Below are 13,134 nucleotides of genomic sequence, written 5' to 3' on the forward strand. Positions count from 1 at the left end.
GCTGGACGGTCCGTCAGGCGGTGATGGGGGTGGGCTGCGCGATCGCGATGGTCGCGAGGATTTCGCCGAGCGCGCGGTTGTGGGCCTCGCCGATCTCACGGCCGCCGGCGAAGCTCACATTGTCGAGGCCGAGCTGGCGGAAGGCGACGCCCCAGTCGATGAAGCGGTCGCGCTCCATCGGCAGGCGGCGGCCGTCCAGCGGCGGCAGGCCGGCGGGCACCGGCGGCGGGGTGAAGATGGCGCGGGCGCGGGGCTGCGGCGCCTCGGGGAAGCCGGGGCGGGCGGCCTCGTCCAGCTCGGCGAATCCCAGGCAGGCGACGTAGTCGTTGAGCCGCATCATGGCGATGCCGACGGCGCGGTCCACCACGTCGTCCCAGCGGGTGTGGGCGGCCTGCACCTGGGCGCGCACGCCCTCGGCGATGGCGTCGCCCAGCCCGCGGCGATGGGCGCCGACGATCACCTCCTGCACGAGGTCGTCCAGCGCGGCGGCCGGCAGGCCGAGCCGCGCCAACAGGCCGGCGTCCTGCGACAGGGCGCGCAGATGTTCGGTCCAATGGTTCATCACCTGCTCGGCGAAGACCGCGGGGCGGTCGGGTGGCGGCCGGCGGGCGGCTGGCGGCGCCTCAGCCGGGGCGGCGGCCGGCGCCCCCCAGGGATCGTCGTCGGGCACCGGCGGCGGAACCTCGGCCGGAGCCGGGGCGAGGCGGTCCAGCTTCAGCGCCGCCGCGTTCAGGAAGATCTCGCGCGCCGTGGCCTCGCGGACCTGCAGGCGCTCCAGCAAATGGCCGAACAGCGTGTAGTCCGTCGGCTTCATGGCTTGGTTGAGGCGGACGCGCGTGGCGTTCAGCGCCTGCTCGCGCTCGCGGCGCGAGGCGTCGTCGTCGGCGTGGTAGAAGCGCTTGAGGCTCGCCTCGAGGTGCGCGGCCTCCTCCTGCAGGCGCTGGCGGATCTGCGCCTCCTTCAGCGCCGGGTCGAGCACCGCGTTCAGCCGCTCCACGAGGAAGGTGACGCCGCCGTCGTTGGGCTTGAAGGCGGCGTCCCACACGATGCCGCGGTCCGCGACGTGGCGGGCGCACAGCGGGGAGTTCTCGAAGGCGGCGCGGTATTCCGCGATCACGTCGGCCTGGGCGGCGGACGGCCCGGCCTCGACCAGCCGCTGCTGGTCGACGTAGTCCATGAGATGGAGCTGCTTCATGCCGGGGTTGCGCAGGAACAGCGTGTTGGCGAAGGGCTTGCCGTCCCAGTTCTCCGGCCAGCCGTCCTTGCCGTACAGCTCCAGGAAGGAGGCGCCGAGGCGGCGGTCCCACTTGCCGCGGCGGGATTCGGCGGTTTCGCCGCCCTTCTCCACGAACTCCAGATCGAACTTGGTGAGCATCAGGAACAGCGCGGTGCGCGCCCGGGCGCGCGCCTCCGGCGTGGCGCCGTGGGTCACGTCGATCCAGCCGCGCACCATCGGGGCGAGGTCCTTCACCTCCGCCGTGCTGGGCGGCATGCACAGCAGCATGGCGGTCAGCTCGCGCTCCTCGGTGAAGCGCTGGAACAGGTAGGCGATCTTGCCGCGCAGCAGCAGTTCGCGAACCTGCGCGGTCTTCTCCCCGTCGTCCGAGGGCAGGCAGGGGAGCTTGAGGCGCGAACGCGCGCCGGGGAAGTCCAGAAGGTCGGTGTGCTGGAAGAAGGGCCAGGGCGTGTCGGCCATGACGATCTTCAGCTCGGCCACCAGCGCCGTCAGCGTGGCGCGGGGCAGCGCCACCGGGATTCCCGGCGTGCCGCCGGCCAGCGGCCGGACACTGACAAGGTCGCGCGCGTCCTCCGGCGTGCCGAGCCCGCGCTTCAGCACCTCGACGTCGATGATGCTGGTCTCGCGCGGCACCAGGGCGGTCAGGGCGGCGCGCGCGTCCGGCGCGTGGGAGAGCCGTTCAAGCGCGCCGGCCAGCGTCAGGAACAGGTCGGTGAAGGCGCCGAGATTGCCCCAGAGCATGGCGAACAGCCGCGCCCGCCCGGCCAGGGTCAGGCGGGCGGCGTGGCGGATCACCCCTTCCCAATAATCGGTGTTGTCCAGCGCGCGGATGCGCGCCGCGAAGTTGCGCTGGAAATATTCGCCGAGGTCGTACAGCGCGATCTCGTCGAGATGCGCCGCCGGGGTTCCCGCCGCCTCCGCCTCGGCGGTCGCCAGCACCTGCCGGATCTCCGCCTCGTCCGGCAGCTTCACCGTCATGTTGTTGGGGTCGAAGTCGGACAGGAAGCTGTTGGCGAGGATCTTCACCAGATCCGTCTCGCTGAGCAGCCGCAGTTCCACCGGGTGATCCGGGTCCACCGGGCCGTCGCGGTGCACCGTGAAGCGGGTGACGAGGCCGGTCGACTCGCGGTCGCCGGGCGGGTTGATCTCGGTCAGGAAGTCCCGCCTCTCGCGGCCGAAATCCGCGGTCAGCGAGGAGGATCGGCTGCGCGCCAGCGCCGACACCAGATAGGACTTGCCGGCCTGGCTGGGGCCGAAGACGCCCACGCAGTTGCGCCGTCCGGCCGCGCCGATCAGCTTGCGCGCCAGATTCTCCGACCGGCGCGTCGCCGCGCGCAGCCCGTGCGCCTCGTTGGCGACGCTGACCGCGGAGGCGCGCACCTCCTCGACCCAGCGGCGGGCCTGTCCGCTGCCCTCGGCGACGCGGCGCGCGGCGCCGACCAGATCCTTCGCAAACTCACTCACGTCGTCGCCTCACGTCACTTGTCGAGGAGGATGCCGGTGTCCAGCCAATAGCCCTGCTGGTCGTCGATGGATTGCAGCCGCAGCCGCAGCTTGTTCTTGGGCACGGTGCGGCCCAGCGCGTCGATGATCGAGGCCGGCTCGAAGCTGTCCACCACCTGCTTCTTCACGTCCCGCGCCCGGCGGCGCAGCGTGACGTTCAGCGGCGTGCGGGCGTTCAGCTCGGCCGCGACCTCGTTGTTGGCGTAGTCCAGGCTGTACATCCGCGTCGCCGGCCACCAGTCCACCGGGAACTGCCGGAAGCCCAGCGGCATCGGCCCGCGGAACTGGAACGGCGCGTCGGGCAGGTCGTAATCCTCGGCGTCCAGCCGCATGTCGCGGTAATAGACGTCGGCCTCCAGCAGGCGGTTGTTGCGGTCCAGCTTGCCGAAGAACTGCGCGGTCGAGCCCAGCCGCAGCGCGTCGGACCGGAAGTTGAAGTTCTGGAGCTGCCCTTCGCCCAGCAGGCAGATCATGGCGCCGACCGACGCCGTGGTCTTCGGGTCGCCGATGGTCGCGTTCTGGCCGCGGAACGGGTACCACTGGCCGACGCGGAAGCGGTGCAGCGGCACGATGCGGTGCGGCGGCAGGGCGCCGGCCTCGACCAGGATGTCGCGCACCGCCGGCAGGCGCGACGGCCGACCGGCCAGCAGCAGGACGTCGGCGCGGTAGCGCCACACCACCTCGCTCAAGGCCCGCAGCATCTCCTGGAAGACCGAGCGGACGACGCGGTCGGTCTCCGCGTCGTCCACCAGGAAAACCACCTGCTGGAGGTCGAAGCCGCGCGCGCCCTGGCGCGCCGCCTCCTGGTTGATGTAGGCGACCACCGCGTCGTTGGGCTTGCTGTCGGCAGTGAAGAAGCTGGCGAAGGGCCGCAGCTCCGCCTCGCGGGGCGTGGTGAGGTCGTACGTCTCGTAATGCGCCAGCATGCCCAGCGCGATGGGCGCCGCGACCTGTGCCGCGAACTGCTGGCGGCGCAGCTGGTCGGAGACGTGCATCTCGCCATGGTCGGCGCCGAGCAGGCGGTCCAGCACGGACTCGGCGCGCTCGCCCAGGCCGGAGTCGGCGAGCGCCTGCCGGATCGGCTTCAGCACCAGTTCGCGCACCACCTGGAACAGCGCGTCGTCGCCGGCGAGGTTGAAGCCCTCGCGGAACTCCTGCTTGGGGAACAGCGTGACGTTGGCGCCCTGGCCCTCGGCGCGGAAGCTGGTGATGACCAGATCGGTGGTGCCGCCGCCGACGTCCAGCGTGGCCACGCGCAGCGAGTCCCGCGTCTGCGGGTCGGCGGCGTTGCCGGGATGGCGCATCACGTCGAAGAAGGCGCGCGCGTCGCCGGAATATTGCAGAGCCACCTGCCCGTACAGGTAGACCGCCTGGGTGGCGCTGGCCTCGTCCCATTTCAGGATGACCTCGGGCAGGCGCATGTCGGGCTTCGGCACCGGCTTCTGCGCGCCGTTCTCGTCGAAGTCGATGTCGGCGAGGCCCAGCGACAGGTAGGCGAGGTCGCGCGCGGCCTCGGCCTGCTGCTGGAGGATCTGCCGCTCGGCCAGGGTCATGGCGGTCGGCATGGTCATGATGATGCGGCGCAGCCGGCGCGGCAGGTCGGCGTTGCGCCGCCGCAGCCGGTGGGACGGCGAGTTCATCATGCACAGCGCCTGGAGGAACACCTCGGCCAGCACGAAGGACATCAGGCTGCGCCGCGAATAGAGCGCGCGGATGGACGGCAGAAGGCGCATGTCCGCGCCCTCCATCGCCATGTCGATGCCGTGGATCGCCTCGCCGTAGTCGTTGATCAGCGTGGTGAAGGCCACGCCGGTCGCCACCGGCGCCTGCTCCCCGTGCACGTCGGCGGCGTTGAAGCGCCAGCTGTCCTCGCGCGCGTCCTCGTCCCACAGATAGCGTTTCGGCCCGGACAGGCCGGTCGAGCCCTCGCTGCCCCGCCGCAGGCTGGCGAGGCGGGTCGCCTCCGGCCCGACGCGGACCACCGTCGGCCAGGAGAAGGCGTCCGGCCGGCCGCTGCGCAGCGACAGGTGCTCACGTCCGAAGGAGGCGCGGCTGAACTCCAGCCGGCTCTCGAACGGGTCGCTGTAGACGTATTCGGGGCGGCTGAGGTCACGCAGCTGCAGCTTCACCGCCTTGGTGATGTCGGCGCCGAGCTGGTCCGGCTCCGTCTCGATCAGCAGGCCGCAGGTGCGCGAATTGCCGAGGTCGATGACCATGTCCACGTCCACCGGCGCCGGGCGCGGCTCGGTCAGGCGGTCCACCACCTTCAGCTTCGGCAGGATGTCCAGCGCGTGCAGCAGGTCGATGAAGGCCTTGTAGCGCGCGATGTGCTCGTGCGGGCCTTCCATGCGCTCCAGCAGCTCGTCCGAGGACAAAGGCTGGACGTGGCGCGATCCGGCGCGGCGGCGCTCGTCGCGCTCGACCATCTCCTTGAAGGCTTCCAGGCACCAGTCCTTGAACCACGGCTCCCGCAGGAACCAGTCCAGCGGGTCGCGGCGCGACGGCAGCGAGAAGCTGCGGCCGTTGCGGGCGTCCTCGGGGGACGGGGCGAGGTAGGCTTCCTCCTCGAAGAAGTCGGCCAAGTTGGTGTCCAGCGCCAGCACGAAGCGGTAGGCGTTGCCGTCGGCGTCCGGCTCGTCCAGCGCCACCAGGCAGCCGCGCGCCCAGTTGGTGGGGCCGCGGAAATAGCCGCCGCCCATCTCCTCGCGGAACAGCGGGATCGGCATCCAGTTGCGGTCCATCATCTGGACCACCTGCTGAACGTTGATCGAGTAGCGCTCCTGCCGGTTGGTCTCCTCGTCGCCGCGGCGGACCAGGACCGGCATCGTGTCGTCATTCAGTGCCGCCGTCCGCTCCTCGAAGAAACCCCAGTCGCGCGGCACCGGTGCGTCCTTCGGCAGCGAGAAGCCAAAGTCCAGGAACTGGATTCCGCTCCCCGGGATCACGGAGACGAGGTTCGGAAACTTGGTCAACTCGTTCAACGGCATGCGCAGACCTCGGAAACCCGGCGTGAGCCTTTTGCGGGGTAGATTAGACGGAAAGATCGGACGGTTACAACGCGAGCGAGAGGTGCGCCGTGCACGTGTGGCGCAACGCTAGCGCAGGCGCTCGACCGGCACGCGATAGGTGCTGCCGTCGTCGTTGACTCCGAAGCATTGGGTTTGCCCGGCGGCGTCGCGGCGGCAGGTGGTGCGCGAACGGCCGAACTTGGTGCCGTCCGGGCAGGTCGGTTCGCCCAGTTCGGTCACGTCCAGACCCGATGGGCCGGTCACCGCCTGGGCGGGCGCCCGGCACTCCGTGCCGTCGGCGCGGCGGACCACCACCTCGCCCTTGCCCTGATTGTCGAAGCGGTAGAACTGCTGAAGCGGCGTCTTGTCCTTCTGGTTCACCAGCCCGTTGCGGGTGCGCCACCAGCCTTCCAGGAAGGCGACTCCGCCGGTCCGCTCCGACTCGGGCGGGATGGCGAGGGCGGGCGGCTCGGCGCCGGGAGCGGGCGGACGCAGCGCCTCTTCGGGCACCGGAACCGGCGTGGGAGCGGGCGGTTCTTGGGCCGGTGGGGTGGGGGCCGGCGGAGTGGAGGGAGTCGCCGTCGGCGAAGCCGGCGTTGCGGGCTCGGGACCCTCCCGAACCGGCGCCGCCGGCGCGCCGGCCGCCGGACCGGACGGAATGGGCAGGGTGGGCGCGAGCGAGGGTGCCGGCACCAGCGTGACCGCCGGCGGAATTGCCGGCACGCCCGCCTCGGGCCGGACCGGGTCGGCCTTGCTGTCGGGCAGCCCGGCGTCCGGCGGCGTCACCGCCGGGGTGGCGGGGCGCTCGATGCCCGGAACCTGGAAACCGGGCAGCGACAGGCCGAAGGGCCACCAGCCGCGCCACAGCGACAGCAGCAGGCCAAGCAGCAGCAGGAGCGCCAGCAGGCCGAGCGCCCACGTCCACCACGGCCAGCGGGCGCCCCCCACCGGCGTCACCGCGGCGGCAGCCGGCACCGGAGCGGCGGCGGGCATCGCCGGAGCGACGGTCAGCGCGTCGAACCCGGCGCCCTCGCCGTGGCGGAAGCCCCAGAAGCTGACCATCGGCTGGCCGTTCACGAAGTACAGATGCTCGTCGTCCGGCACCAGCAGCGCGTTTTCCAGCAGGCTGGCGAAGGCCGCCGCTTCGCGCGATGCGCCGGGCTGGCCGCGCAGGTCCGCCAGGTAGCCCTGGAACGCGCCGCGCATCTCATGCAGTTCCATGGCGGCGGCCACCTGCTCGCCTTGCGGCAGGTCGCGCCAGCGCAGCACGGTTCCCGGCACGTCGGACAGCCAGCGGATGGCGCGCCCCTGCGGGTCGCGGTCCGGCCGTGCGAAGTAGTTGGCGTAGCGCGCCCCCAGCTTCTGGCGCACCGCCGCCTTGAGCTGGGTGTGGCTCAGATAGACCGGCTGCCCGAAGGCGCCCAGCGGCTGGAAGCGGTCGACCGAGTCGGCGACGAGGAGGGGGCCGGTGCGCATGGAGGTCTGCATTGGCTTAGGGACCGCATTGACGGACGTCGGGCTGGCGCGTGGCCTGCTGCATCTTCTGCAGCATGTCAGCGCCTGAATTGGGCGACAGCACCTTGCCGCCGGTGGCTTTGGCGATGCACTGGACGGTCGCGCGTCCGCTCTGGTCGGACAGGTCGATCACGTTGATGGTCACGCGCGGCTTGCGCGCCTTGATGGCGCGGGCGGCCGCGCAGGGATCGCCGTGGCAGGTGTCGTCGCCGTCGCTGACCACGATGATGGTCGCCTCGGCGTCGCTGGACACGATGTTTCCGGCGCGTTCCAGACTGCGGGCGAGCGGCGTTCCTCCGGTCGGGGTCAGCCGCTGCACCTCGCGCACCAGGGCGTCGCGCTCGGGAGCGGAGTAGAACTTGTCGCGCTGCACGTCGGTGCAGGTGGTGAACTCGACCAGAGCGACCTCGACCGGCTTCGGCAGGCCCCGCACCATGTGCTCGATGGAGCGCCGCGCCAGATCCATCCGGGTCTGCGGGCCGAGATGGCGTTCGTCCATGCTTTTCGAGCCGTCGACGATCAGCACGACCTCCGGCTCGTCGCCGGGGGCGAAGGTGGGATTGCAGCTCTTCGGCGGCTGCTGCGGCTTCGGCTCGGCGGGGGGCGCCTGCGCGGCCTGCGGCTTCGGCTTCGGCGGCGGGGGCGGCGGGGGCGGTGCCGCTTCGGGCGCCGCCGGCGCGGGTGCTGCGATGTCGGGTGATGAAGGGGCGGGCGTGAGGGCGGCGGGGGGCGGCGACAGCTCCGCCCGTGGCGGCTGGACCGCCGGGGGGACCGGTCCGCACTGCGCCAGTTCCTCCGCACGGGAGCGGTTCAGTTCGGCCAGCTTGGCGCGCAAGGCCTGCTCCTCGCTCTCCAGCGCGGCGAGGGCGTCGCCGTTGCCGGCCGGCGCGGCCGGCACGGCTCCGGGGGCTTCGACCACCACCGGGGGCAGCGGCTCGCACGCCCGCAGCAGCAGGAACAGCAGCAACAGCGCCAGCAGCAGCGGCAGCAGCCATGTCAGCCAGCCCCGGAGCGTTCGCTGGGCCGGGGTGCCCGCGGTGGCGCCGAGCGCCCCGGCTTCGGCAGCCGGCGAAAGCGTGGGGCGAACGGACCCTGCCCTTGCGGACTCCGTGCCGGACTCCGGGATGGAGGATGGCGCGCCCGCGCCGCCCGGCCTTGCCGTCCCCTCGGCCTCGTGCCCCCACTGGGTCAGCACGGGCTGGCCGCCGACCTCGTAGAGATGGGCGCGCGACGGGCCTGGGGTGACCAGCGCCTGTTCCAGCATGCGGCCCAGCCGCTCGTCGGGCTGGCCCTCGGCCTTCAGCTTGGCGGCGAGCTGGGCGATGTCTGATTCGATCTGTCGGGCCTGCGCGGCCAGCCGCTCCGCCTCCCCGGCCGGCAGCGCCGTCAGTGGACGGGCGGTCCCGGACAGCGGCGCATGCCAGTCGATCCGGCTGCCGTCCGGGGCGAGCACCGGGCGGGCAAAGTAACGGGCGTGTCGCGGTCCCAGCCGGTTGCCGACGATGGTCGCCAGCTGCCGGTGCATGGACACCGCCGGCTGCCCCTCCAACTCCAGCCGGCGCGTGCCGGATGGGCCCGTGCTGGTGATCCTTGTCCCGGCGGCGTCGGGTGTCCGGGTCGCGGGGGAGTCCGGCCGTTCGGAGGGCGCTCCCGTGGCGTCCGCAGCGGACGGGGTGGCGGGGGTCGGGCCGGACGGCGCGGACGCGTCGCTCAGCCCCATAGCTCCCTCGGCCTCGTGCCCCCACAGGGTCAGCACCGGCTGGCCGCCGATCTCGTAGAGATGGGGGAGCGGCTGGCCGGGGGTGATCAGCGCCAGCTCCAGCATGCGGCCGACCAGCTCGGCGGATTGGCCCTCGGCCTTGAGCTTGGCGGCGAGCTGGGCGATGTCCGATTCGATCTGCCGGGCCTGCGCGGCCAGCCGCTCGGCCTCCCCGGCCGGCAGCGCCGTCAGCGGGCGGACGGTTCCGGCGAGCGGCGCGTACCAGTCGATCCGCCCGCCATTCGGGTTGAGCACCGGGCGGGCAAAATAACGGGCGTGCTGCGGCCCCAACCGGTTGCCGAGGATGGTTGCCAGCTGCCGGTGCATGGACACCGCGAGTTGTCCATGCAGGCCCAACCGGCGGGTGCCGGAAGAGTCGGTGGTGGTGATCCGTGTATCGGCCATGGCCGCCAACCGCGCAATCTGGATGAGGCTGTTGATCTCGTGCGCGAAGTATAGGTCTACATTTCACGCGTTACAAACGAACCTTTGTCTTGCTAATCAATCAAGGCGTTTGATAAGAAGCGTAGGGGAGTGCGGAGGAGCGAGGTCATGTCGGACAGTGTCGTCGGTCGGGAGGCCGGCTCCGGAATACCCGGGCGGCGCTTGTGGCTCGCGACCACCTTGATGTTGCTGATCCTCGTGCTGCTGCTCGGCGCCTACCTGCTGCTTCGCAAGCCGGCGGAGGTGACGGTGCCCGCTCCTGTGACCGCGGCTCCCGCGCCGGATCCGGCATTTGCGGCGCGCGCGCGACAGCTGGAGGAACTCAACCGCTCCCTGGAAGCCGAGATCGCCCGGCTGGGCCGCGAACCTTCGCCGCTGGCCTGCCCTCCGGGAACCGTCCGGCGCGCCGAAACGCCGGCCCCCCAAACGCCGGCCGTCGCCGGAGCCGAGAGTCCGCCCGCAACCCCAGCCCCGCTCCCAACCCCGCCGTCCGGCGGCGAGGCGGCCAAACTGGCGGCGCCGGAACTGCTCGGCCTGCTGGAGCGTGCGACCGTTCTGGTGGTGGCCGAGGACAGCATCGCCACCGGCTTCTTCATCGACGAGACGCGGCTGGTGACCAACCGCCACGCGGTGGAGAGCGCCAAGGACGGGCGGGTCTTCGTCGCCAGCCGCAGCCTGGGACAGGTCCGGCAGGGCACGGTGATCGGCGCCTCCTCCCAGGGTCCGGTGGGCGCCACCGACTTCGCTCTGGTCCGGCTGGACGGCGGGCCGGCGGCCGGCGTGCTGCCGCTGACCTCCAGCTTCGGGAAGCTGGCCGGGGTCACCGCCGCGGGTTATCCCGGCCTGACTGTGCTGAACGACGAGGGGTTCCGCCGCCTGATCGGCGGCGATCCGCGGGCCGCCCCCGACCTGAACGTCACGCAGGGCGCCGTCCAGGCGATCCAGCAGCTTCCCGGCGGCGGCACGGCCATCGTGCACACCGCCTCCATCCTTCAAGGCAATTCGGGGGGACCGCTGGTGGACGCCTGCGGCCGGGTGATCGGGATGAACACCTTCATCGCGGTGGACAAGCAGCAGTCGGGCCGCATCAGCTTCGCGCAGCCGACCGATGCCCTGCTCGTCTTCCTGAAGCGGCACGGCGCCGCGCCGACGGTGGACTCCCGCGCCTGCCCCTGACCGGAGACCGCGGTGTGCTGATTATTCCCGCTTCTTCGTCCGTTGCCGCGAGGCCAGGATCTGTTTGACGGTGACCGGGCGGAAATCCCACACATCCACGCCGACGTCGAACTGCCGGGGCATGCCCTTCAACTGGCCGTGGCTGTGGCCGTGCAGGTTCAGCGCGCCCTTGTACATGCCGTTCCAGGTGCGGAAGGCGTAATGGCACATCACCAGCCGCCGCTCGTCCAGCAGGAGTTCCGCGTAAGGCTGGACGCTCGCCCAGCCGGGCAGGGCCAGTGTGGCGGGGCCGTCGTTGTTGCCGGTGATCAGGTGCTTGGTGCCGCCCAGGCGTTCCAGGAGCGCCGCCATGGCGTCCGGCTTGCGGTGCAGCGCGAAATCGCCGAGGTGCCAGACCTCGTCGTCCGGAGCGACCGTGGCGTTCCAGTTGGCCACCATGGCCTCGTCCATGTCCGCGACCGACGCGAAGGGGCGGCGGAAGCGGCTGAGCGCGCCGGCGTGACCGAAATGCGTGTCGCTGGTGAAGAAGACCGCCATCGGGGGTCCTCAACGCAGCGGCGGCGCGGAGGGTTCCCCGCGCCGCCGGTTGCGGCCATCCGTCAACCGTGCTTGTGCCCGTCCGCCGACGGATCGAGCAGCCGGTGCAGATGCACGATGAAGTAGCGGGTGTGGGCGTCGTCGATGGTCATCCCCGTGGCGCCGCGCCACGCCTTGTACGCCTCGTCGTAGTTGGGGAAGATGCCCACGATGTGGACCTTCGTCGGGTCGACGAACTGGTCGGAATCGGGACGGACGAGTTCGCCGCCGAAGACGAGGTGGAGAAGCTGCTTGTCGGGCATGACGCGGGCATCCTTGTTGGGATGGGGTGAACGGGGTGGGCCGGATTTTTGAGTACGTCATATCCGTCGTCCGCCCGCTTCTTCAAGTGCAATGACAGTGCTTCGCCACCTCCTTCCCTCACGATTGTCGCTTTTTTTCCGAAAGCTGGGCAAAGGGCGCCACCTTGGGGCATAGTCTAAGGAAGAACAGAAGAAGCGAGGGGTGATTCATGGTTGTTGGTAATACCACAAATCGGACGAAGGCCCGGCGCGAGGTGGCGGTCTGGGACTTGCCGACGCGCCTGTTTCATTGGAGCCTGGTCCTTCTGGTGACGGTCGCGGTGGTCTCCGCCAAGACCGACCGCATGACCATCCACATGCTGGCGGGCGAGGCGATCCTGGCGCTCCTGCTGTTCCGGCTCGTCTGGGGGCTGATCGGCAGCCAGACCGCGCGTTTCAGCCATTTCGTGAAGGGGCCGCGCGCCGTCCTCGCCTACGCCTGCGGGATGGTCCGCGCCGGGCGCGGCGGCAAGGAGCCGGCGCCGGTCGTCGGGCACAACCCGATGGGCGGGCTGATGGTGGTGGCGCTGCTGGGAGCGCTGACGCTCCAGGCGGTGGCCGGCCTCTTCACCTCCGACGACATCCTGGTGGACGGGCCGCTGGTGGCGCTGGCATCGGGGAGTGTCGTGGCGGGGTTCAGCACGCTGCACCGCATCCTGGCCGACGGGATCCTGATCCTGATCGGCGTGCATGTGCTGGCCGTGCTGGCCTATCTGCTGGTCAAGCGGGACAATCTGATCCGCCCGATGGTCACGGGGCGGAAGGCGATCCCGGCGGATGCGCCGGTCGAGTCGCCGAAGCGCCGTCCGGCCACTCTGGCCCTGGCGGTGCTGGCCGCGGCGGCGGGTCTGGTGGCGGCGGTGGTGCAGGCGGGCTGAGGCCCGCCGCAAGGGTCCTTCCCCACGCTTGGCGGGGAAGGACGCGTTTGCGGACCGGCCGGATCAGTCGGCGCGGTAACGCTCGTGGCAGGCCTTGCAGGCGCCGCCCACGGCGGCGAACTGCTTGGCGGTGGCAGCCTTGTCGCCGGACGCCGCGGCGGCTTCCAGCCCCTTGGCGGCCGCCTCGTAGGCCTGGGCTTTGGCGGCGAAGTCGGCGTTGTTCGCCCAGATGTCGGCCTTGGCCTTGGTGTCGCCCTTGTCGCTGCCCGCCGGGAAGAGGGTGGGGATCTGGGCGGCGAAGGCGCTCATGCGTTGGGCGGCCGGGCCGACCTGGGCGACCTTGTCGCTCCCCAGCAGGTCCTTGATCTCGGCCATCGCGTTCTTGCTGGTCTGGAAACCGTCCTTGCGCGCCTTGATCGAATCCTGGGCCATCGCCGTGCCGCCGACGAGGAGCAGGGCGGCCGTGGCGGCCAGCGTGACGCGGGTGAGCATGCAGATCCTCCGGATGATGGGTTTGATTGGAAAGAGGTACGATACCCCGTCCGCGGCGCGGGCTGTCAAGCCGGGCCTGTGCGGTGCAGCATCCGGCCTTTGCGCCGAACGGTGCGTCCGTCTGCCGGGAAACCGCCCCGCTCGGGGAGTGATCGGCTTGCAAGAGCAATAAGGCGGAAGTAAGGTCCCGCGTCGCGTTCGCGCGGTCATACCAAGTTCTCACCCCAACCTTCCGCCACCTTCG

9 protein-coding genes are annotated in these 13,134 nt (G+C 71.1%); 2 read left to right on the forward strand and 7 right to left on the reverse strand.

Annotated features, from left to right (window positions below):
* Positions 1 to 13 precede the first annotated feature (13 nt).
* The 4 genes from Sp245p_RS04195 to Sp245p_RS04210 form a co-directional block, all read right to left on the reverse strand.
* Complete coding sequence (locus tag Sp245p_RS04195; protein WP_014241387.1) at positions 14 to 2,701, reverse strand: virulence factor SrfC family protein; 2,688 nt, start codon at positions 2,699 to 2,701, stop codon at positions 14 to 16.
* A 14-nt stretch (positions 2,702 to 2,715) separates the two neighbouring features.
* The gene (locus tag Sp245p_RS04200) at positions 2,716 to 5,727 is read right to left on the reverse strand and encodes a virulence factor SrfB (protein ID WP_109138370.1); all 3,012 of its coding nucleotides are present in this window, start codon (positions 5,725 to 5,727) and stop codon (positions 2,716 to 2,718) included.
* A 108-nt stretch (positions 5,728 to 5,835) separates the two neighbouring features.
* Complete coding sequence (locus Sp245p_RS34790) at positions 5,836 to 7,224, reverse strand: SrfA family protein (protein ID WP_109138371.1); 1,389 nt, start codon at positions 7,222 to 7,224, stop codon at positions 5,836 to 5,838.
* A gap of 16 nt (positions 7,225 to 7,240) precedes the next feature.
* Complete coding sequence (locus Sp245p_RS04210; protein WP_129557152.1) at positions 7,241 to 9,427, reverse strand: VWA domain-containing protein; 2,187 nt, start codon at positions 9,425 to 9,427, stop codon at positions 7,241 to 7,243.
* Positions 9,428 to 9,574: 147 nt separating this feature from the next.
* On the opposite strand from Sp245p_RS04210, the gene Sp245p_RS04215 reads away from it, so the two are divergent.
* Complete coding sequence (locus Sp245p_RS04215; protein ID WP_014241382.1) at positions 9,575 to 10,642, forward strand: S1 family peptidase; 1,068 nt, start codon at positions 9,575 to 9,577, stop codon at positions 10,640 to 10,642.
* A 21-nt stretch (positions 10,643 to 10,663) separates the two neighbouring features.
* Here Sp245p_RS04215 and Sp245p_RS04220 read toward each other — a convergent pair whose 3' ends face one another.
* Together Sp245p_RS04220 and Sp245p_RS04225 are read right to left on the reverse strand one after the other, a co-directional pair.
* On the reverse strand, positions 10,664 to 11,179 hold the full coding sequence (locus tag Sp245p_RS04220) for a metallophosphoesterase family protein (RefSeq protein ID WP_014241381.1): 516 nt from the start codon (positions 11,177 to 11,179) through the stop codon (positions 10,664 to 10,666).
* 62 nt (positions 11,180 to 11,241) lie between these two features.
* Positions 11,242 to 11,481 carry a DUF4170 domain-containing protein gene (locus Sp245p_RS04225; RefSeq protein WP_014241380.1) on the reverse strand — a complete coding sequence of 80 codons (240 nt, stop codon included), beginning with the start codon at positions 11,479 to 11,481 and terminating at the stop codon, positions 11,242 to 11,244.
* A 209-nt stretch (positions 11,482 to 11,690) separates the two neighbouring features.
* On the opposite strand from Sp245p_RS04225, the gene Sp245p_RS04230 reads away from it, so the two are divergent.
* Complete coding sequence (locus Sp245p_RS04230) at positions 11,691 to 12,398, forward strand: cytochrome b/b6 domain-containing protein (protein WP_014241378.1); 708 nt, start codon at positions 11,691 to 11,693, stop codon at positions 12,396 to 12,398.
* 63 nt (positions 12,399 to 12,461) lie between these two features.
* Here the strand turns inward: Sp245p_RS04230 and Sp245p_RS04235 are convergent, their stop codons facing one another.
* On the reverse strand, positions 12,462 to 12,890 hold the full coding sequence (locus Sp245p_RS04235) for a c-type cytochrome (RefSeq protein ID WP_014241377.1): 429 nt from the start codon (positions 12,888 to 12,890) through the stop codon (positions 12,462 to 12,464).
* Positions 12,891 to 13,134 lie beyond the last annotated feature (244 nt).

Source organism: Azospirillum baldaniorum (assembly GCF_003119195.2).
GTDB lineage: Bacteria > Pseudomonadota > Alphaproteobacteria > Azospirillales > Azospirillaceae > Azospirillum > Azospirillum baldaniorum.

What these genes read in the sequence shown, in the direction of transcription:
- Sp245p_RS04225 (WP_014241380.1), bottom strand. Translation starts at nt 11,481, where the DNA reads ATGCCCGACAAGCAGCTTCTCCACCTCGTCTTCGGCGGCGAACTCGTC.
- Sp245p_RS04210 (WP_129557152.1), bottom strand. Translation starts at nt 9,427, where the DNA reads ATGGCCGATACACGGATCACCACCACCGACTCTTCCGGCACCCGCCGG.
- Sp245p_RS04200 (WP_109138370.1), bottom strand. Translation starts at nt 5,727, where the DNA reads ATGCCGTTGAACGAGTTGACCAAGTTTCCGAACCTCGTCTCCGTGATC.
- Sp245p_RS04235 (WP_014241377.1), bottom strand. Translation starts at nt 12,890, where the DNA reads ATGCTCACCCGCGTCACGCTGGCCGCCACGGCCGCCCTGCTCCTCGTC.
- Sp245p_RS04230 (WP_014241378.1), top strand. Translation starts at nt 11,691, where the DNA reads ATGGTTGTTGGTAATACCACAAATCGGACGAAGGCCCGGCGCGAGGTG.
- Sp245p_RS34790 (WP_109138371.1), bottom strand. Translation starts at nt 7,224, where the DNA reads ATGCGCACCGGCCCCCTCCTCGTCGCCGACTCGGTCGACCGCTTCCAG.
- Sp245p_RS04220 (WP_014241381.1), bottom strand. Translation starts at nt 11,179, where the DNA reads ATGGCGGTCTTCTTCACCAGCGACACGCATTTCGGTCACGCCGGCGCG.
- Sp245p_RS04215 (WP_014241382.1), top strand. Translation starts at nt 9,575, where the DNA reads ATGTCGGACAGTGTCGTCGGTCGGGAGGCCGGCTCCGGAATACCCGGG.